Here is a 20436-nt window from a genome sequence, read left to right as displayed (position 1 = left end):
TACGTAATCCGGGTAATTAAGTTAAAATAGTTTTATAATATTTATTGAGGGATTGAAATGATTTTGTGTTATTTATACAGGTAAATACTTATCCGCAGCTCAGTATGCAATATTTCAAAGTAATTTTAAATTTTTATTTAACTTGTACAGATAATTTCTATTAAGAAATTTAACTGTTATAAGCCCATTTGTATGTTTAACCAATAACCTTTAACTAAAATGAGAAAATACAAATACTTACTGTTATTAATGATTAGTTTATTTGGCTGCAATGCATTCGCCCGGCAAAATGCGGATAGTTTATACCAGGTAAAAGGATTTGCCATTGCAGCACCCCGGCCTAATGGTGTAGCGGATTTTGTTAAATTTATTAATGAAGAACTGGCGCCGCGTAAGGTAAATACATTGATCCTGCGGGTTGATTTCAATTATCAATTTAAAAGCCACCCGGAACTTCGGGATTCAATATGCCTGTCAAAAGGCGATGTCAGAAAGCTGGTCGAGGCTTGTAAAAAGAACAACATCAGCATTATTCCACAGATCAATCTGCTGGGGCACCAGTCGTGGGCTAGTAAAACAGGAATGTTATTGAAAGTTTACCCGGAATTTGATGAAAACCCATGGGTAAAAATGCCGGCCACCGCCGCTGAATATAAATGGCCAAATGCAGATGGTTTATACTGTAAAAGCTATTGTCCGCTTCATCCTGGCGTGCACAAAGTTGTGTTCGACCTGGTGGATGAGATAATGGATATATTTGAAGCAAAAGCTTTCCATGCAGGGATGGATGAGGTTTTTTATTTGGGCGAAGATAAATGTCCTCGTTGCGCAGGCAGGGATAAAGCGGTTCTTTTTGCTAATGAAGTACAAACGATCCGTGATCACCTTGCTGAACAGAACCGGGAACTATGGATCTGGGGTGATCGTTTGATAGACGGAAGAACTACAGGTATTGGTGAGTGGGCAGCCAGTTATAACAATACTTATAAGGCCATTGACATGATCCCCCGCGATGTGGTGATTTGCGACTGGCAATATGATCAGGATAACCAAACAGCAGTTTACTTTGCGATGAAAGGCCTCAGGGTAGTAACCTGTGCATGGAACCGTCCGCAGGTGGCGGTAAGCCAGGTAGAAAGCCTTTACCGTTCAAGAGATATATCAGGTAAGGAGCTTAAAGGACGGTTTTACGGGATCGCAGAGACTGTATGGTCATCGCCGGTTCAGTTTCTCGACGGGTATTACGGAAAAACAGTAAACCCCGCCGCCGGTGATAAAACCCCATGGAACACATTCAGGGTTATGTTTGATAAGATAGCGCAGGTAGAGCAAACTGCTGCAGCGAAATAGCAGGATTTTATATGCGATGTTAATGTCGATTTTGCTATAAAAAGCTATGGGTAGACTGTAGGCTATTTTTTTTATACTTTTTATCGTGCAGTTTTAAAACATTACAATGGATTTAAATTTTATTCGGTAAGTTTTCCTGTCTTATACCTTACTGTAAAACCATAAGGATTCGCGCTCTTAACATTTAGAAATTCAGAATACCTTCTTTTAAAATAACCATAAAATAGCTACAAGTAGCTATTGCATTAAGGGCATGGAATGCTCAACTTTAGTTATTAGTTAATATTTAATTATAAAGGTATTCGATTCTATTTACACTTAAATCATTGTCATTTTTTAATATTATTATCGTCGCTCTGATTAAATATTTACTACAAAAGCCTTTCTTCTAACAACTACATAACTAACAATTCGCCTTGAAATTTCAACAAGGATGTGACAAGCCTTCGGCGAAGCCACGTGATGACTAATAATTTAACAGAAGTTTTAATATATCATTTCAAAACATGGAAGCTGAAATTAAAGCAAATTGGTATGTTATTTACACCTTTCCGAATCTTGAAAAAAAAATTCTCAAAGAGCTTATTAAGAAAAGCATAAAGGCATATCTGCCTATGCAACGCGTTATTCGCCAATGGAGCGACCGAAAAAAAGAGTTGCATATTCCGCTGTTCCCTAATTATGTTTTTATTAATACTACCGAAAAAGAACGTGGCAACCTGTACAACATTAGCGGGATATTAAAATTCATTGTATTTGGCGGTAAGCCGGCGGTGGTTTCAAATGATGAGATCCAAAATATAATGCGCTTCGAAAATACTGCTTTTGAAGTTGAGCCTAATCTTGTGCAGGGCGATGATGTAATGATCATAAACGGTCCCTTTACGGGGTTACAAGGAAAGTTATTCTCTAAGCGGGGAAAAAATAGATTTGGGATACAACTAAAATCCATTAACCAGTCATTATCTCTTGAAGTTTGTACTTCTTGCTTAAGAAAAATGTAACACCTGCATCAACGGGTTTAATTAAATATTGTAATCATTAAAATTTAATAAATTAAATATGTCAGTACAACCAACTTATCCAGGCGTATATGTACAGGAAATCCCCAGCGGTGTACGTACAATTATAGGAGTAGCTACTTCTATAACAGCCTTTATTGGTTCAGCCTTAAAAGCGCCTGCCAATCAGCCTGTCACTATCAATAGTTTTTCTGATTTTGAACGCACGTTCGGGGGATTGTGGGTTAAAAGCATGTTGGGGTATGCTGTAAAAGATTTCTACCTGAATGGTGGAAGTCAGGCAATAATTGTCCGTGTTGAAAATGGCGCAACACCTTCAACCATCAATCTGCCAACAATTGGCAGCCCGCTTGGTACTTTGGTTCTTAAGGTGGCCAGTAATGGCAGCTGGGGAAACAGCCTCAAAGTATCTGTCAACTATCAAACAAAAGATGCCGACAGTGCAGTACCGGACAAGCGTTTATTTAATTTGACTGTCTTTGAGGATATTGATGGCGGAGTAAAAGAGACATTTTTAAATGTTTCTACAAATGTAAATGATCCAAGATTTGTTACACGAGTTTTGCAGCAAAGTTCAGTGCTGGTAAGGGTAAACGGAGTTGTACCGGCCAACAGGCCTGTTGCAAGTGTTCCCTTAAACCCACCAGGAAGTGGATTTAGCGCAATTGCCGCCGCCGGAGGATCAGATGGAGTTGATTTAACAGCTGCTCAGTATTTGGGTAGTGAAGTAAATAAAACAGGAATCTATGCCTTGAAAAATGTTGACCTGTTTAATTTATTGTGTATCCCACCGCCTATACGAGGAGGAGATACTGATGTGCAGGTTTACAAGCAGGCCATGAAACTTTGTGTATCAAAAAGGGCTGTGCTTTTAGTTGATTCGCCGGCTGCATGGGAGGCAACAGCTGCCACTGCTCCTGCAAATGCTATAGCCGGTTTGGGAGCCCTGGGTCTTAATGGCCCGGATTCAAGGAACGCAGCATTGTATTTTCCAAGAATTAAAGAGGCCGATCAATTACGCGACGGACAAAGTGATGTTTTTGTACCAAGCGGGCTAATAGCCGGAATTATGGCAAGAACCGATACAACACGCGGGGTATGGAAATCTCCGGCTGGCATTGATGCTTCATTAAATGGCATCCAGGGATTAAGCGTTAGCCTGACTGATGAAGAAAACGGACAACTTAATCCGTTAGGAATAAATGTACTCAGGAATTTTTCGATCGTTGGAAGTGTCGTATGGGGGGCCAGAACATTAAGAGGGGCCGATCAATTGGCTGATGATTACAAATATATTGCAGTTAGAAGAACAGCACTCTTAATAGAAGAGAGTCTGTATCGGGGAACCCAATGGGTGGTTTTTGAACCTAATGATGAACCTCTTTGGGCACAGATACGACTAAATGTAGGGGCATTTATGCACAACCTTTTTAGGCAGGGTGCTTTCCAGGGAACTACACCAAGGGATGCATATTTGGTTAAATGTGACAAAGAAACCACTACTCAAAATGATATTAACCAGGGAGTGGTTAATATTTTGGTAGGTTTTGCTCCGCTAAAACCTGCGGAATTTGTATTTATAAAAATTCAGCAATTAACAGGACAGATAGACACTTAATTAATAAGAGTATTATGGCACAGTTTACAGTAAACACCCAGCGCTTTGATCCTTATAAAAACTTCAAGTTCCGTGTAAAATGGGATGGGCGATACGTTTTAGGGGTTAGCAAAGTAGGTGGGTTAAAGAAAACCACGGAAGTAGTTAAACATCGTGAAGGCGGCGACCCGAGCAGTAGCCGGAAATCACCCGGCCGCACTGAGTACGACGCAATATCACTGGAACGGGGGGTTACTCATGATGTGAATTTTGAACAGTGGGCAAATAAGGTATGGAATTTTGGATCTGGTCTGGGGTCAGAGGTTTCTTTAAAAGACTTCAGAAAAGATCTAATAATTGAGCTTTATAATGAAGCGGGGCAATTGGTTATTGCCTATAAAGTTTACCGTTGCTGGGTATCTGAATACCAGGCTATGCCTGATTTGGACGCCAATGCCAATGCGGTAGCCATACAGCACATTAAACTTGAAAATGAGGGATGGGAACGCGATTATGAAGTTGTTGAGCCCTCAGAACCTTCATTTACTGAACCATAATCCTAACCATTAATGCAGATAACCCCCGCCGGGCTATTACAGCTTTGGGAGACAGGCAGTGAACAAACGCTGATCGAAAAAACACTTTTGCTTTTGGCCAAAACATCGCCTGCAGAAACTCCCGGAACACTGGCAATGTTAAGTATAGGCGAGCGCGACGAAATGTTATTAACGTTGCGTGAATACCTTTTCGGGACAAAGCTTTTAAATACAGCTGCTTGTCCTTATTGCTCCAACATGGTTGAATGGGAGATCAATAGTAGCGATCTTCATTTACAACCTGTACCTTCATTTCCTGTAAATAATTACTTCGGGTTTGTTAAGAATGATGTAGAAATCAAATACCGGCTTCCCAATAGTAATGACCTGTTAAAAGTTACTCAGTCGGCAGATGCTTATCTTTTAAACCCGGAAAAGTTATTAACCGATTGTATTGTTGACGTAAGGTATAATAACAAGGCTTTAGGAGCAGAAGCCCTGGATAAAGATTTATTAAGGGAACTTGACCTGCAAATAAGCAAGGATGATCCCCAGGCCGATATCGGTATGTTGTTAAATTGCCCGGCTTGCTTGAATAAATGGGAAGCAAAATTTGACATAGTTACTTATTTATGGACCGAAATAGATATATGGGCAACCCATTTGCTGCATGAAGTTTATTTACTGGCATCCTCTTTCGGATGGTCGGAAAAAGATATTTTGAACATGAGTGAGCAACGGCGTAAACTGTATGTTAAACTAATTCAGGCATGAGTTCCTTTGTTAATAACCTGATCAATCGTCATATAAATACTGAAAATCTGATTAGACCAAGATTCAGAAGTATGTTTGAAGCTGAAAGTTTAAACCAGGGCAAAAGTGCTGTAAATGAATTTAAAGCCAATAGCCCCGTTGCTTCAAAAACACAAGGCTTTAATACGGAGCAAGAACCAGTTGCGGATATTACAAATGATCAGGAAAATAAAAATGTGCCGGCGACCCTTAAACCACAAATTACATTACCCCAACAGGATGATGATAACAACTTGCAAACTGAAAAACAAGTGATCACTCCGAAATATAACGTTCCAATACAAAAGGAGGAAAAAAACAATGATGAAAATGTTTTAGAGGTAAACCAGTTTGCCAGGGATGTAAAAAGTGCAACAAGAAAGCTCTCTGATATTAATGACCACAATAAAAAAGTAAATGCAGACTCATCAACCATAATAGAGGCGAGCGTTGATAAACATTCTACTTTAAATTCAAAAGCTCATGTGATAAAATCATTTTTGAATAACGATCAAGCAACAGTTTCTGAACAAGTGAAAAACGAATTTCAAAATTCAAAAATTAATGCTTATCCGGGTACAGCTTTTTTTGATAAATATATCCCTTTAAAAAGCAAGCAGCAACCTGCAACAATACAACCTGCCATTAAAGTTACTATAGGACAAATTGATGTAAAGGCAATTTCTGAACCTCAGGCTGTTTTAACTAAAAATAAAAGTGCAGCAGAACCGCGTATGTCATTGGATGATTATTTAAAAATGCGAAATTCAAGCAAAAAATGAGTACCGCACTTGCTATTGCCTCTGTTACTCACGTTTTAAAAGATCTTTTAAACAATGGGATCATTGATCGTGATATCACCGGGGTTGTAGGTGGAAACGTTATTGTTACGGCTTTAGCTCCTGATAAAATTGATACAAGTGCTAATGAGCATAGCCAGCTTAACCTGTTTATGTACCAGGTTTCACCCAACCCTGGCTGGAATTCGCAGGGGATGCCTTCAAGAAATAGCAATGGAGATCTGGTAAGCAATCCGCCGCTGGCGCTTGATCTTCATTACTTGTTAACCGCCTATGGAACTGTTGAGTTGCATACAGAAATTTTGTTAGGATATGGTATGCAGCTATTACATGAAACACCCATGCTTAGCAAAAGCGCCATAAAAAATTCACTTTCGCCACCGCAAACGGTCACGGGAAATGATCTTCCGGCCAATTTAAAAGCACTTTCAACATCAGGGCTTGACCAACAGGCGGAGCTTATAAAAATCACCCCCCAGGCATTAAGCGTTGACGAACTTTCAAAACTCTGGACAGCTTTTCAAGCTAAATACAGACCTACAGCAGCTTATAAAATAACCGTGGTTCTTATTGAAAGCAAGAAATCATTTAAATCTTCATTACCGGTTAAGGAAAGAAATGTATACGTTTTACCCTTTAAACACGCAACTATTGATAAACTTTTGTCGCAAAAAATTGATACCGACCCGGTTATCGAAGGTCAAAAAATATTACCAGGTTATAATCTCGTGCTGCAAGGATCCTCATTATATGCCGACCATGTATTTGTAAAGATAGATGAGTTTAACATTACACCCGAGGCATCAAAAATAAGTGACTCAAATATCACTGTTAAATTACCTGGTGAACTGCAAGCAGGAATTCATGGAGTACAGGTAGTAAATACCATAGCAATGGGAACGCCGGAATTACCGCATAAAGGCTTTATTTCAAATTCCCTGGCATTCATTTTAAGCCCTTTTATTACTAATGCTGCGGTGAACAACGTTACAGGTTCAGGCAGCACACCAAGATCAGCCGATATCGTGCTGAAGATTGAGCCTGCTTTAGGCGAAAAACAAAAAGTTGTTTTATTATTAAATGAAATTACTGCAGATCCATCAAAAGACCCTAATTTTTACAGCTTTTTAGACCCAGTGTTTACGATAGCTTCTCCATTTGTGCCTGTTAAAACCATTACTTTCAAAGTTAAAGGCGTAAAAGCCGGAAAATACCTGGTGCGGATCCAGGTAGACGGAGCTGAAAGTCCATTAACTGTTAATGGATTAGGATTATACGATGTTCCGAATATTGTATTACCATGAGCGCTCAAACATTTATTGATTGGACAGAAGCTAACCAACGGTACCTGGTTGCTTTACTTGGCGAGATCAAAGCTGAAATGAGGATTCATTTGCAACAGGGTGATAATGATAATTTTAAAAATGACCTGTTAGCCGCAAAAAAGCATGTTGAACGTATCGAAGCTGAATTACCTGCCCCTGCATCAATTAATGAACTTTGCAGAATCCTCAATCTATCATCCTTTGAAAGGAAAATTATATTAATATGTGCCGGAGTTGAGTTGGACGAGGAACTGGGTCAACTTGTTTTAGGCTTCACTCAAACATCTGTATTACCAACCTTCAGATTAGCATTGCATATATTTACCGATGCTCACTGGAGTGCATTTTCTCCGGTATCTCCGCTGCGTTACTGGCGTCTTATTGAATTGAATCCTAGAGACTTAATGGCTAACAGCCCTTTTAAAATTGATGAGCAAATACTTCATTACCTTACTGGTGTAAACTATGTTGATGAACGTTTGATAGAATTGCTTGAAATGGTTGAAAATGAAGAAGATCTTGTTCCTTCACAGCAAACCCTGGCAAATCATATAACTAGCGTTTGTTCTCAATCAAATGAAATAACACAGTTAATTCAACTGGTGGGCAGTGAAAGTGCCGATAAAAGAGCGATTGCTAAAGCCGCTGCATCAAAAATGGGCTTACAGTTATACTCAGTAAATGCAAATACTTTACCAGCAGCAAAGAGCCTTAATGAGTTTATTCGTTTATGGAACCGCGAATCAGCGTTAAATGAGTTTGCCTTATTTATTGATTGTTTTGAAAGTGATCTTACTGACCGTACTACAATGCAGTCAGTAACAAGCATTGCCGAGAATGTTCAAAGTTTAGCTTTTATAAGTACTGTCAGCGCTTCCCTGAACTTAAAAAGGCAGCAAATGGTACTTAATGTAAATAAACCTACCGCAAAGGAACAGCTTATGCTTTGGCAATCACAACTAAGGCCAGAATTAAACTATACGGAAATTGATTTGACCCGGCTTGTATCGCAATTTAATATGAGCGCTAAAAACATACGCCTCGCAGCCACAGAAGCTTCAAAGCATCATTCCCAAAACGGTCATTCAGTAATCAATGGTAAAAACATCTGGAATATATGCTGTGCCGAGACACGTCCTCAAATAAATGAACTTGCAGAAAGAGTTATTCCTGTTGCAAAATGGGACGACCTTATTATTCCCCAGGCGCAAAAGGAAATTTTAAAAGAAATAGCCATTCACGTTCAGCATCGCAATACAGTTTATGATGATTGGGGCTTCGCCGCTGTAAGTTCAAGAGGACTAGGTATCAGTGTCCTGTTTTATGGCGAAAGCGGTACAGGTAAAACTATGGCCTCAGAGGTTTTGGCAAATGAATTACAACTTGATCTATACCGTATTGACCTGAGCCAGGTAGTAAATAAATATATAGGTGAAACTGAAAAGAATTTGAAAAGGATTTTTGATGCGGCTGAAGATGGTGGCTCAATATTGTTATTTGACGAGGCCGATGCATTATTTGGACGAAGAAGCGAAGTAAAGGACAGCCATGATCGTTATGGAAATATTGAGGTCAGCTATCTTCTTCAGCGGATGGAATCATACCGGGGGCTTGCTATATTAACAACCAATATGAAAAGCGCCCTGGATAATGCTTTTTTGCGGCGCCTGCGTTTTGTTGTTCAGTTTCCGTTTCCTGACACATCACAGCGCATTGAGATCTGGAAGCGGGTTTTTCCTGACAAAACACCAACCCGGGACCTAGACCTGGAAAAGCTTGCCCGTTTAAATGTAGCCGGCGGAAATATAAAGAACATTGCCATGAACGCCTCTTTTATGGCTGCTCATGACGGTCAGCCGGTGCAAATGGGGCATATATCACGTGCCGCAAGGGGTGAATATAGTAAGCTTGAAAAAATGCTTAGCGGTTCAGAAATTAATTACTGGTGATGAAAACCGAACGGGATATTGAATTGGCTATAGATAAAATTGTGCTTCACGGTTTTGCCCCTAAAGATTCCAAAGGGTTAAAAGAAGCCGTTGAATTTGAATTGGGCCGTTTAATAAAAGAAAGAGGACTTCCTGAAGTGATAAAATCGGGAGGGAACTTTGAGCATTTACCGGGCGGAAACTTTAGCATTAAGACCGGATCAAGCTTAAAAACGCTCGCATCCAAAATATCAAACCAAGTTTATAACGGATTTGGCGAATCCAAAACCAGGAAATAACCCCTATTATATTTATGACAGCATTTACCGGCTCGCCTTATCTCATTAAAGGAGGTATTGTATTAGTTGATCCCCAAACTTCAGCGATATTAAGGGTTATTGCATTGCAGTATAACCCTGATACACTTACCCGGACAATGCAGGTTCATGGAACCGGAGGCGATGGTAACAATCGTTCAGAAGCATTGCGGCTTACAGGGCCTCCGACCGAAACCATAAAGCTCGAAGCTGAAATTGATGGAACAGATCAGCTGGAAACCGCCGATAAATTAACGACCAACGTTGGTATACAACCTCAGCTGGCTGCACTTGAAACAATTATCTATCCTGCAAGCGATCACCTGATAGCTAATAATAATATCTCACGTGCTGGTACAATTGAAATTGCGCCAATGGAATCGGCCCTTACATTATTTATCTGGAATGCAAATCGTATTATCCCGGTCCGCATAACCGAATTTAGTATAACAGAGGAGGCATTTGATGTTAACCTAAACCCAATAAGGGCGAAGGTAAGTTTGGGTATGCGGGTTCTGAATGTTGATGACCTTGGATTTGATAATAAAGGCGGTAACCTGTATATGAGCTATCAGCAAAACAAAGAACGTCTTGCAGCCATGTTTATATCAGGTTCCTTAAGTAAATTGGGTATAAAAGCAATTGTATGAATAGTTCCATTCAATCATTATTACAGCAAAGCGGGTTAAAAACCAACGCATTTTCACCGGGGAGCCGGTATTATAGTATAGATACTGCTACAATGAAGGATGCAAATGGCAATGATATTACTTATCTGCGCCGCAGATTTTTACCGCCGGCAGACCAATTTTTTCAGCTTCAGCAACACACTGTTTTACAGGGCGAACGTCTTGACCAGGTTACTGACCGCTATCTTGGCGATCCCGAACGTTTTTGGCAGATATGTGACGCAAACAATGCCATGCGCCCGGAAGAGCTTATTGAAGAGCCGGGCAGCAAAATAAAAATCACATTACCAGAAGGCATCCCGGGTAACAGCAATGCTTAAAGGAATATATCTTACTATGTTAATTGGCCCGGGTGTACCAATCCCGGCTCCAAAGGTATTGGTTGATTCACTAAGCAATATCCAGGTTACCAGCAGTAAAGACCGGAGCGGGTTCCAGATAAGCTTTTTAACAGGAAAAAACTCGAGTATTGTTACAACACTGCTGCCGGCAGGCTTTTTTGACCCTATTACAACAAGGGTAATTTTAATTGTTACCCTTAACGGAATCCCCAATGTAATTATGGATGGGCTGGTTACCAACCACCAGTTAGGACCATCGAATGAACCTGGTAAATCAACTTTAACGCTAACCGGCGAGGATTTAAGTTTAGCCATGGATATTATTGAAATGATAATTCCTTATCCGGCAATGCCCGAAATAGCCCAAATCAACCTTATACTGGCTAAATATGCATTTTTAGGTATTGTGCCTTTAGTTATACCGCCAATTATTTCATTAATCCGGTCGCCAACTGAAAGCTGGAGCACCCAGCCTAAAATGACAGACAGGGAGTACCTAAAACAAATGGCTAGTAAATGCGGCTATTTATTTTTTGTAGAATCAGGGCCCTTACCGGGGCAAAACATAGCTTATTTTGGTCCTGATGTGAACCTTCCTGTTCCTCAGCCGGCACTATCGGTAAATATGGACGGTGCAACCAATGTTGAAAGTATGAGTTTTTCACTGGATGGTTTAGCTAAAAAAGTAAGGATCTATACAATTATGGATCCCATTACAAAAAAGATCCCGATCCCAATCCCGGTACCGAATATTAATATTTTTAAACCGCCCATGGGCGCAAGGCCAACACCGCCTGCGAAGATTGAGTTTGCCAGTGATATTGCACAGGCAGATCCTGATGAAGCTGCACAAGGGATCCTGGGTTTTCTGATGAACAATTCAGCAGCGGTAAGCGGTACGGGATCACTGAATGTCTTGAGATACCAGAATATACTCAGATCAAGGATGATGGTAGGCGTAAGGGGGGCAGGCATCACTTACGACGGTATGTATTATGTTGATAGTGTTACACATAGTATTAAACCGGGGGAATATAAGCAAAACTTTTCCCTGTCGCGCGACGGGGTAATATCAAATACACCTTTTGTGTTAACATGAGTACAAGTGGACCTTTTTTTGGAAAATACCGCGGAACGGTTATGAATAATATTGATCCTGATATGCGGGGACGGCTGTTAATAACAGTGCCGGATGTATTGGATTTGATACCGAGTTCATGGGCTGAGCCCTGTGTTCCGCTGGCAGGCCCAACAGGGCCGCCAATGGGGGTTTACATGGTGCCGCCAATTGGCGCTGGCGTTTGGGTCGAGTTTGAACACGGCAGCGCCGACCGTCCCGTTTGGGTGGGGTGCCGCTGGGGAACATCATCTGATGTGCCTACCCTGGCCCAGGCGGGTTTACCGGTATCTCCTAATATAGTAATGCAAACGTTAGGGCAAAATACACTGGTGATCAGTGATCTTCCGGGGCCTACCGGGGGGATTATGCTTAAAAGCGCCACCGGTGCCAGCATAATTGTAAACGACACGGGGATTTATATCCAGAATGGAAAAGGCGCCAGTATCACAATGACGGGCCCAACCATTAACATTAATAGCGGTGCTTTAACAATCACATAATCATTATGCCAGGATTTTTACTTCATATGGGTGCAACGGTGCAATGCGCGCACGGTGGTCAGGCACAACCTACAGTAACCAGCCCGCGGGTGTTTGTAAGCAGCCAGCCAATTGTTACACAAGCTGCGCCATATACAATAGCAGCGTGTCCGTTTAATGTTTCGGGAGCGCCCGTACCATGTGTCACTGCACAATGGGTTACTGCCGCCGTACGCGTTCTTGCAAGCGGATTACCGGTATTGCTTTTGGATAGCCAGGCAATTTGCGCACCTAACGGAACCCCTTTATTAATTGTATCCACACAAACCAGGGTAACAGGATCTTAAATTATGAATTTAAAATTTCCTTATCAGTTTAATAATTTGGGCCGGACTGCTGAAACAAGCTACGAAGAACATATTCGTACGTTGATTGAGCAGGTGCTTTTTACAAGCCCGGGCGAGCGTGTTAATCGCCCTGATTTTGGAAGTGGGTTACTAAAGCTTGTTTTTGAACCCAATAGTAACGAAATGGCAGCTACCACGCAATTTTTGGTTCAGGGATCGTTGCAACAATGGCTTGGGCATTTAATAGAAATAAATAGCGTACAAGTAAACACAATTGATGCTGTTTTAGAAGTAGTGGTTAGTTATACCATACGCAGTACGCAACAAAATTATACTGTTCAATTTACCAGCTAAAAAGAGATGGAATACCACTGCTGTAGCGAAAATCGCAGGAATGCCGTTAAAGATCATGCCTTTTTAAATGGTATTGACTTTTTAGAGGTACTTGATAATCCTACGGACGTTTTTCCGCTTAGGCAAACTACGTTGTTTATTCACTTTTTAAAGCCCATAGCTGCTGGCAGCCTAACTAAAGCAAATGTCCTTATTGAAGGTGGAGAACGGATAAGGGATATTAAAGTTATTGAAGTAAAAACGGAGGTAGTCGCGTCACCACTATCATCAGATCCAAGGATTTTACAGATCAAGGTAAACCAATCCGGTGATTTTTCAATCTATAAGCTTCGCCTGGTCAAGGATGAAGACCATCCGCAGCCGCCCGTAAATTTTGATCCTATACTGTCAGAGATCGATTTTTCATTTAAGGTGCTTTGTGAAAGTGAGTTTGATTGTAAACAGGAAACTTCCTGCGAAAAGCAGGTTACATCAACTCCTGATATTAACTACCTGGCCAAAGATTATTCGAGTTTCCGCCAGCTTATGCTTGATAGGATGGCTTTGCTTGATCCGGGTTGGAGCGAGCGCAGCCCTGCAGACCCCGGGATTGCATTAATTGAACTTTTGGCTTATGCGGGTGATTATTTAAGTTATCAGCAGGATGCAATTGCTACTGAAGCTTATTTGAATACCTGTAGGAAACGAGTTTCTATTCGTCGGCATGCGCGTTTGATTGATTATTTTATTAACGATGGCTGCAACGCACGAGCGTGGGTTCAGATCAGTATAGGTGACGATTTAAACGGATATGACTATAAAGCCGGGGTTGATGAAAACAAGACAAAATTTATTGCCCGGGTTCCTGAATTGCCGATAGTATTGCCATTAACCAGTCCTGAATTTGAACAGGCGGTATATGAAGGGGCACAAGTATTTGAAGTGTTACATGATATTGTATTGTACAGCAAACATAATTCAATTAATTTTTATACCTGGAGCGAGGAGGATTGTTGTTTATCTAAGGGAGCAGTATCGGCTACTTTGGCCGGAGACTACCCAAACCTTAAAGTTGGCGATGTTCTTATCCTGGCCGAAGTACTTGGCCCGCAAACCGGTGTGCCCGGCGATGCAAACCCTGCACACCGGCATCCTGTAAGATTAACAGGGATTAGTCAGTCTTATGATCCCTTGTTTGATACTATTGAATCTCCCTTTGCCATAAAACATGGTCAGCTTGTTACTGAAATAACCTGGGATGGAACTGATGCTTTACAATTCTCTTTATGCATCTCATCCCGCGTTGGTAGTGAATATATTCCAAATGTAAGTGTTGCGCTCGGCAATATAGTTTTGGCAGATCATGGAATTACTATTAATGATGACCAAAATAGTTCATTATTTCCTGATCGGCTACCGTTGGTTAAAATAGCTGTATCAAATCAAAATATAGATCATTGCCAACCAACAGATACTAATTTAAAATCACCGCGCTATCGTCCGCAACTCCAGCAAGGGCCATTAACGTTTTCAATTCCATACGATAAAACTGACTTAATCACTCCCGCAGCATTACTAACAGGGAAGCTTAATGGTTTTATCAAACCTGAAATTATGCTTAAGGAATTTGAGGACCCGGATGTGCCGGCAGTAACCGCTCAATGGTTTACCCAGCGTGATCTGCTGGAAAGCAATTCAGAAGCAAAGGAATTTGTTGTCGAAATGGAATCTGACGGAATAGCTCATATAAGGTTTGGTGATGGAATTTTGGGTGCGCTGCCAAAAGCTGGCTCCAGGTTCACAGCCACTTACCGCATTGGTAACGGAACCCGTGGCAATATAGGAGCGGATATTCTTGCTCATATCGCCACTAATGATCCTGCTGTTTTAAATAATAAGCCAGCCATATTAAAGATCACTAATCTTCTCCCCGCAAGAGGTGGCGGCGATCCTGAAACTATGGAAGAAATAAGACTCAAGGCTCCTAAAACTTTCAGGATCCAGGAAAGGGCCGTGCTACCCGCTGATTACGAAGAAATGGCAAAACGTAGTATGCCCGATATTCAACGCGCGGCAGCAACTTCCAGGTGGACCGGGAGCTGGCATACCACCTTTGTATCAGTCGATCGTATGGGAGGACTTGACGTAAGCGCCCTTTATGAAGAAAATTTGCGGGACGGGCTCGAAAAATACAGAATGGCAGGGGTGGATTTAGAAGTTGACGGGCCGGTGTATATTTCACTTGAAATTGAAATAACCGTTTGCGTTCAGGATACTTATTTCCCATCTGATGTTAAAGCTGATCTGCTTAAAGTTTTTAGTAATAAAAACCTGGCTAACGGAAAAAAAGGTGTTTTTCACCCGGATAATTTCACGTTTGGCCAAACTGTTTATCTGAGTAATATTTATGCATCGGCACAGGCAATACCGGGTGTGTCATCAGTGCAGGTTACCAAATTCCAGCGGCAGGGTCAACCATTAACTGACGCTCTTGATAGCGGCAAATTGCTTATCAACAGGCTTGAAATAGCGCGGCTTGATAATGATTCCAATTTTCCGGAACGTGGCATTTTTAGCCTGTTTATGAATGGAGGTAAAAAATGAGTGATACTTGTAACTGCTGCTCCGGCATTTCATCAGAAACACCACTCCAGGTTTTTAACCGGCCTGGTTTAAATGCTATTGCTTATCGCGCCGGCGTACATGATGATTTTAAAAAAAGTTTATTAGCAGCACTCACGCTTTCAGGGCAACCTGCTTTACACGATTTAACTTCACGGAGCGATGATGATTTTGCTATTGCCCTGCTTGATTCATGGTCAATGGTTTCGGATGTGCTTACCTTTTACCAGGAACGAATTGCCAATGAATTATATTTAAGAACAGCTACTGAGCGGCTTTCAATACTGGAGCTTGCCCGTTTAATTGACTATGAACTTAGGCCCGGCGTTGCCGCAGGAACATATTTGTCATTTAAGCTGGATGATTTGCCCGGCGCGTTAACGGCCGGCGTAATAACAGGTCAGGGAGGTGTAGGCTTGCCGCCTGTTTTAATTTCACCGGGTACAAAAGTTCAAAGCGTTCCCGGACCCAATGAAACCCCGCAAACTTTTGAAACCATTGCGGAGATATATGCCAGGGCGGAGTGGAATGCTTTGAAACCCAAATTGACACAAACTCAGGCTCCAGACAAAAACGCAAAACGAATAATTTTCAAAGGCCTGAACAATGATTTAAAAGAAGGTGATATTTTATATATAAGCCATCCCAAAAAACCTGGGTTACGGAAAATATTGAATGTTTATTTAGATATCAGTTCTCAAACAACATGGGCTAATCTGGATGAGGCGCCATCTATGCCACCATATACACAGCCGGAGCCGGTTGCAGATGGTTCAATAGCCGATTTTTCAAACAAAGCAGCACTTGAGAGTAATATTATAAAATCAATTATCAGCGAAACGTGGGAAAAGGAAGATCTTATCGCACTCCTGAAAACCCAGGGCTGGCAAATTACTGATTTTCTGCTTGGGGTTAACCAGGTAATAAAGCAATTGCCAAAACTAGATAGCAGCAGCGTTTATGTGTTTCGCAAACGTGTTTCAGTTTTTGGATATAATGTTATCAAGCAGATTGCCTTTGATGGCAATATTCCTAAAAAGCCGGTACAGTGGGTTGATTGGCCTTTAGATGGAGAAACGGAAGACAAGATTTTCCTTGATAATGCCTATGATGGAATTTTACCAAACAGTTTTGTTGCTATTCAGAAACCAGACCACGCAATTGAGGACACGGATGTTTTGCAGGTAAGTGAAGTTTTTCAACGGTCAAGGACAGCCTATGGCATAAGCTCAAAAACTACACTGATCAAATTTGGGTTGAACGCTAATTGGTATGATCCATATGCATCCGATATTGGCGCAATACGTGAAGTTGCCGTATATGTTGAAAGTCAAAAACTTGAACTGGTTGAAACGCCGATTGATGAGGTTGTTACCGGTGATAAGTTAGAACTTCAAACACTTGATTTGAACCTGGTAGCCGGCCAAATAGTTTTACTTACAGGTAGTCGTGCTGATTTGCCCGGTGTAGTGTCTACAGAACTGCTGACTATCAAAAATATAATTATTGAAAATGGATTAACCTTCCTGGTTTTTGAACAGGCCATTAAACCTTCATACATCCGGAATACAGTATTTATAAATGCAAATGTTGCCTATGCAACCAACGGAGAATCGGTTACAGAAGTTCTGGGCAGTGGCGATGCATCAAAACCGTTCCAAAAATTCATTTTAAAACAAACACCCTTAACATATATAAGCGCTGATACTGCATCAGGAGCTAAATCAACACTCGAAATTCGCGTTAATGATATTCTTTGGGAAAAAGCGGATTCATTTATCAATCATTCACCCAACGATAAAGTTTATGTTACACAGCTTAATGCTGATGCAACCACAACAGTTGTTTTTGGCGACGGGATAAATGGTTCACGTTTACCCCGGGGGCAAAATAATGTAAAAGCAAATTACAGAAAGGGGATAGGCCTTGGCGGATTAGTAAAAGCTAACCAGCTTTCACAATTGATCACCCGCCCTTTGGGTGTTAAAGAGGTTACAAATATGCTGGCCCCAACAGGCGCTACGGATGCTGAAAAAATTGAAGATGCAAGAGCCAATGCCACGCTAACAATTCATACACTTGGCCGCATAGTTTCCTTACAGGATTATGAAGATTTTGCACGTTCATTTGCCGGAATTGATAAGGCGCTGGCTACATGGACCTGGTTTGGACAAAAGCGTGGTGTATGTATTACTGTAGCCGCCTCAAATGGACAGGTAGTAAGCGGAGACTTATATACAAATTTAGTTAAAGCATTATTAAATTCGGGTGATCCGAATATTCCCCTTACCGTAAAATCGTATAATCCGGTGTTTTTTAGGCTTGAGGCAAAAGTTCAAATTGACCCGGCATATATTGCCAAAAATGTATTGAATAATATTGAAGTCAGTTTAAGAGACAAATTCTCATTTAAACAACGGCAATTGGGACAGTTAGTGTCACAGAGTGAAGTTATTGCCACAATTCAGCAGGTAAATGGCGTTGTTGCTGTTGACCTGGATAAACTTTACAGGTCTGATGATAATAGCCTGGCTTTAAATAATTTATTAAAATCAGCCAGCCCGTTACAGGGAGGGGAAAATATCATTGCAGCTGAGCTGCTGACTATTGACTTTCGCCCTATTCAATTAACCCAAATGTTATGAGTTTTGATGTAAATAGGCTTTATCAGTTGCTCCCGGTATTTTACAGGGTCAGGGATGCCCGGCTTGGTGCAAAAGTACTTACTGCAGATGATAAGGCAAGTATAGCACAATTAACGGTTGAACTTAACGGTATTATAAACCAGGACAGTCTTGAGGCTAATAGTTTACGCAATTTGCTTGATGAAAAGCAAAGAGGGCCGTTAAAAGCGCTGTTAAGTATAATAGCTGGTCAGATAGCCGTTTTAGAAGATAATTTTGACCAATTATATGATGATCAATTTATTGAAACCTGTGCTGAGTGGGTTGTGCCTTACATTGGTGATCTTGTAGCTACACGCGGGTTGTATGTATACCCTGATGCTGATTTCAGCCAGCGCTCGCAGGTTGCTAATACGCTTTCATACAGAAGACGTAAAGGAACAGCTGCTGTTTTAGAGCAATTAGCAAGAGATGTAACCGGATGGAATGCCAGTGTAGTTGAGTATTTTCAGCTGCTGGCCACAACGCAATATCTTAATCACCTAAGGCCTGAAAATAAATCAGTAACCAGCGTGCGGGCATGGGACACTCATGAAAAAATTAATAAACCTTTTGATAAAACGACCCGTACCCTTGATGTAAGAAGTATTGAAAATAAATCAGGGAAGTATAATATTCCGAACATAGGGATCTGGCTATGGAGAATAAACAGTTACCCGCATACAAAATCTCCAGCTTATAAAGTTGATAATACCCGGTATAAATTTAACTGTTTAGGGCTTGACTTGCCACTTTACAACAATCCCCAAACCGACAGCATTATTACTCACCTCGCAGATGACAGCAATGTTGCGATGCCTATTGGCCGGAATATGCTTACCGGGCTTGATAAATATTATGGCGACCAGAATAAGAGCATATTAATTTACAAAAATGATAAAGCTGTTTTGCCGGGCGAAGATGGTCCGCCGTATTTAAATGATCTCATTAATGTATGTAATTTAAGTGATTTACTTGATCCGGGAGGAAATATTATAGGCTGGGCCAATACCCCGGTTGATAAAATAACTATTGATCCGGTTTTGGGCCGCCTGGCTTTCCCTTTAATTGATGTTCCTGCAAAAGTTGAAGTAGACTATTTTTCGGGGTTTAGCACAGCATTGGGTGGTGGTGAATACGGTAGGGGCGGAACATTTGATGCAGAGCTAAAAAATATTATAAAAGTTCCGTTTGAATCTCCAACTATCCAGAATGCCTTAAATGATCTTACCTTAACTGGCGGTATTGTTGAGATTCACAACAATGACTATTATTTTGAAACCCCGGTTGTTAAAATTGCATCCGGTAAAAAAATTGAACTAAGAGCGGCCGATGGCTTTAATCCGTTATTGGTTCTTGATGGTGATTTAATTATAGAAGGGGGAGATAATGCTGTATTTTCTGTAAATGGCCTGGCGTTCAGTGGCGGATCATTAAAGATCCCTTTAAATACGACAGCTGCCGGAGATAATAAATTACATTCACTGTTAATAGAACATTGCACCATTGTACCGGGAGCTTCCCCGCAAATTGGCCCCAGGGCTTCAAAAGCTGCGGTCCCGGCATTGGTGGTTGAGCTACCGGATTCGGTTATCAATATTGAAGCGTCTGTTACTGGAAGTATCCTTGCAGTTGATGGCGCAAATATAAGTGTAAATAACAGCATCATAGACGCAGCAAATGCAACAGGAACTGCTTATTCCGGACTTTTGGATTCAGACCAGGGAGCATCGTTAACCATAAAAAACACAACAATAATAGGGAAAATTTATACATTGGTTATGAATGCCTCTAATTCCATACTATATGCAGCGTTAAAGCCAATAGATGCCTGGGCAACCCCGGTCATTGCTGAACGTTTGCAGGAGGGTTGTATCCGTTTTTCATATGCTCCTTTTGGTTCAAAACTACCGCGTTTATACCATTGCCTGCCCGGAAACGCTGAACTTGCTGCCAGCGTAAAACCCGTATTTACAAGTCAAAAATATGGTAATGCAGCTTATTGCCAGCTTAGTGAACATTGTACACGACAGATCAGACAAGGGGCCGATGATGAAGCAGAAATGGGAGTATTTCATAATTTATACCAGCCGCAGCGCGAACAAAACCTTCGGGCTCGTCTTACAGAGTATCTGCGCTTCGGTCTTGAAGCCGGAATATTATATGCATCTTAAA

Annotated in this window: 18 protein-coding genes; all 18 read left to right on the top strand. The window is 41.1% G+C overall.

The annotated features are described in order from the left end of the window. Positions 1-219 precede the first annotated feature (219 nt). The 18 genes from JWQ54_RS25875 (at position 220) to JWQ54_RS25790 (ending at position 20435) form a co-directional block, all read left to right on the top strand. Positions 220-1350: a family 20 glycosylhydrolase gene (locus tag JWQ54_RS25875; RefSeq protein ID WP_299590756.1), complete on the top strand. Its 1131-nt coding sequence runs from the start codon at positions 220-222 to the stop codon at positions 1348-1350. A gap of 506 nt (positions 1351-1856) precedes the next feature. Next, complete coding sequence (locus JWQ54_RS25870) at positions 1857-2354, top strand: UpxY family transcription antiterminator (RefSeq protein WP_299590755.1); 498 nt, start codon at positions 1857-1859, stop codon at positions 2352-2354. Positions 2355-2412: 58 nt separating this feature from the next. Continuing rightward, entirely contained in the window at positions 2413-3990 is a 1578-nt protein-coding gene (locus JWQ54_RS25865) for a phage tail sheath C-terminal domain-containing protein (RefSeq protein WP_299590753.1), read from the top strand. Positions 3991-4004: 14 nt separating this feature from the next. Then, on the top strand, positions 4005-4526 hold the full coding sequence (locus JWQ54_RS25860) for a phage tail protein (RefSeq protein ID WP_299590751.1): 522 nt from the start codon (positions 4005-4007) through the stop codon (positions 4524-4526). 12 nt (positions 4527-4538) lie between these two features. Continuing rightward, entirely contained in the window at positions 4539-5279 is a 741-nt protein-coding gene (locus JWQ54_RS25855) for a hypothetical protein (RefSeq protein WP_299590749.1), read from the top strand. Further along, positions 5276-6079 (top strand): hypothetical protein, encoded by an 804-nt coding sequence (locus tag JWQ54_RS25850; RefSeq protein WP_299590748.1) that lies wholly within the window; start codon positions 5276-5278, stop codon positions 6077-6079. The genes JWQ54_RS25855 and JWQ54_RS25850 overlap by 4 nt, the downstream gene beginning before the upstream one ends. After that, positions 6076-7401 (top strand): DUF4255 domain-containing protein, encoded by a 1326-nt coding sequence (locus JWQ54_RS25845; RefSeq protein WP_299590747.1) that lies wholly within the window; start codon positions 6076-6078, stop codon positions 7399-7401. The genes JWQ54_RS25850 and JWQ54_RS25845 overlap by 4 nt, the downstream gene beginning before the upstream one ends. Next, entirely contained in the window at positions 7398-9371 is a 1974-nt protein-coding gene (locus JWQ54_RS25840) for an AAA family ATPase (protein WP_299590746.1), read from the top strand. Before JWQ54_RS25845 ends, JWQ54_RS25840 begins: the two co-directional genes overlap by 4 nt. After that, positions 9371-9649 carry a hypothetical protein gene (locus JWQ54_RS25835; RefSeq protein ID WP_299590745.1) on the top strand — a complete coding sequence of 93 codons (279 nt, stop codon included), beginning with the start codon at positions 9371-9373 and terminating at the stop codon, positions 9647-9649. The genes JWQ54_RS25840 and JWQ54_RS25835 overlap by 1 nt, the downstream gene beginning before the upstream one ends. Positions 9650-9663: 14 nt before the next feature. Then, positions 9664-10317 (top strand): hypothetical protein, encoded by a 654-nt coding sequence (locus JWQ54_RS25830; RefSeq protein ID WP_299590744.1) that lies wholly within the window; start codon positions 9664-9666, stop codon positions 10315-10317. Beyond that, the gene (locus tag JWQ54_RS25825; RefSeq protein ID WP_299590742.1) at positions 10314-10676 is read left to right on the top strand and encodes a hypothetical protein; all 363 of its coding nucleotides are present in this window, start codon (positions 10314-10316) and stop codon (positions 10674-10676) included. Before JWQ54_RS25830 ends, JWQ54_RS25825 begins: the two co-directional genes overlap by 4 nt. Further along, on the top strand, positions 10669-11796 hold the full coding sequence (locus JWQ54_RS25820; protein WP_299590740.1) for a hypothetical protein: 1128 nt from the start codon (positions 10669-10671) through the stop codon (positions 11794-11796). The genes JWQ54_RS25825 and JWQ54_RS25820 overlap by 8 nt, the downstream gene beginning before the upstream one ends. Continuing rightward, a complete protein-coding gene (locus tag JWQ54_RS25815; protein WP_299590739.1) occupies positions 11793-12317 on the top strand; it encodes a phage baseplate assembly protein V in 525 nt (174 codons plus the stop codon). The genes JWQ54_RS25820 and JWQ54_RS25815 overlap by 4 nt, the downstream gene beginning before the upstream one ends. Positions 12318-12322: 5 nt before the next feature. Next, positions 12323-12643, top strand: a complete 321-nt coding sequence (locus JWQ54_RS25810) for a hypothetical protein (protein ID WP_299590737.1) — start codon at positions 12323-12325, stop codon at positions 12641-12643. 3 nt (positions 12644-12646) lie between these two features. Further along, positions 12647-12997 (top strand): GPW/gp25 family protein, encoded by a 351-nt coding sequence (locus JWQ54_RS25805; protein ID WP_299590735.1) that lies wholly within the window; start codon positions 12647-12649, stop codon positions 12995-12997. Positions 12998-13003: 6 nt separating this feature from the next. Further along, positions 13004-15580 (top strand): putative baseplate assembly protein, encoded by a 2577-nt coding sequence (locus JWQ54_RS25800; protein ID WP_299590734.1) that lies wholly within the window; start codon positions 13004-13006, stop codon positions 15578-15580. Then, positions 15577-18243: a putative baseplate assembly protein gene (locus JWQ54_RS25795; protein WP_299590733.1), complete on the top strand. Its 2667-nt coding sequence runs from the start codon at positions 15577-15579 to the stop codon at positions 18241-18243. The genes JWQ54_RS25800 and JWQ54_RS25795 overlap by 4 nt, the downstream gene beginning before the upstream one ends. After that, positions 18240-20435, top strand: a complete 2196-nt coding sequence (locus JWQ54_RS25790; RefSeq protein ID WP_299590731.1) for a hypothetical protein — start codon at positions 18240-18242, stop codon at positions 20433-20435. Before JWQ54_RS25795 ends, JWQ54_RS25790 begins: the two co-directional genes overlap by 4 nt. Position 20436: the final 1 nt, after the last annotated feature.

The organism is Mucilaginibacter sp., from assembly GCF_028288225.1.
Taxonomy (GTDB): Bacteria; Bacteroidota; Bacteroidia; order Sphingobacteriales; family Sphingobacteriaceae; genus Mucilaginibacter.
The sequence above is the reverse complement of the archived record's forward strand: the minus strand, read 5'-3'. Positions and strand labels throughout refer to the sequence as shown.

Excerpts from the sequence above, each read along its gene's own strand:
- JWQ54_RS25875 (WP_299590756.1), top strand. The coding sequence starts at position 220 with ATGAGAAAATACAAATACTTACTGTTATTAATGATTAGTTTATTTGGC.
- JWQ54_RS25870 (WP_299590755.1), top strand. The coding sequence starts at position 1,857 with ATGGAAGCTGAAATTAAAGCAAATTGGTATGTTATTTACACCTTTCCG.
- JWQ54_RS25865 (WP_299590753.1), top strand. The coding sequence starts at position 2,413 with ATGTCAGTACAACCAACTTATCCAGGCGTATATGTACAGGAAATCCCC.
- JWQ54_RS25860 (WP_299590751.1), top strand. The coding sequence starts at position 4,005 with ATGGCACAGTTTACAGTAAACACCCAGCGCTTTGATCCTTATAAAAAC.
- JWQ54_RS25855 (WP_299590749.1), top strand. The coding sequence starts at position 4,539 with ATGCAGATAACCCCCGCCGGGCTATTACAGCTTTGGGAGACAGGCAGT.
- JWQ54_RS25850 (WP_299590748.1), top strand. The coding sequence starts at position 5,276 with ATGAGTTCCTTTGTTAATAACCTGATCAATCGTCATATAAATACTGAA.
- JWQ54_RS25845 (WP_299590747.1), top strand. The coding sequence starts at position 6,076 with ATGAGTACCGCACTTGCTATTGCCTCTGTTACTCACGTTTTAAAAGAT.
- JWQ54_RS25840 (WP_299590746.1), top strand. The coding sequence starts at position 7,398 with ATGAGCGCTCAAACATTTATTGATTGGACAGAAGCTAACCAACGGTAC.
- JWQ54_RS25835 (WP_299590745.1), top strand. The coding sequence starts at position 9,371 with ATGAAAACCGAACGGGATATTGAATTGGCTATAGATAAAATTGTGCTT.
- JWQ54_RS25830 (WP_299590744.1), top strand. The coding sequence starts at position 9,664 with ATGACAGCATTTACCGGCTCGCCTTATCTCATTAAAGGAGGTATTGTA.
- JWQ54_RS25825 (WP_299590742.1), top strand. The coding sequence starts at position 10,314 with ATGAATAGTTCCATTCAATCATTATTACAGCAAAGCGGGTTAAAAACC.
- JWQ54_RS25820 (WP_299590740.1), top strand. The coding sequence starts at position 10,669 with ATGCTTAAAGGAATATATCTTACTATGTTAATTGGCCCGGGTGTACCA.
- JWQ54_RS25815 (WP_299590739.1), top strand. The coding sequence starts at position 11,793 with ATGAGTACAAGTGGACCTTTTTTTGGAAAATACCGCGGAACGGTTATG.
- JWQ54_RS25810 (WP_299590737.1), top strand. The coding sequence starts at position 12,323 with ATGCCAGGATTTTTACTTCATATGGGTGCAACGGTGCAATGCGCGCAC.
- JWQ54_RS25805 (WP_299590735.1), top strand. The coding sequence starts at position 12,647 with ATGAATTTAAAATTTCCTTATCAGTTTAATAATTTGGGCCGGACTGCT.
- JWQ54_RS25800 (WP_299590734.1), top strand. The coding sequence starts at position 13,004 with ATGGAATACCACTGCTGTAGCGAAAATCGCAGGAATGCCGTTAAAGAT.
- JWQ54_RS25795 (WP_299590733.1), top strand. The coding sequence starts at position 15,577 with ATGAGTGATACTTGTAACTGCTGCTCCGGCATTTCATCAGAAACACCA.
- JWQ54_RS25790 (WP_299590731.1), top strand. The coding sequence starts at position 18,240 with ATGAGTTTTGATGTAAATAGGCTTTATCAGTTGCTCCCGGTATTTTAC.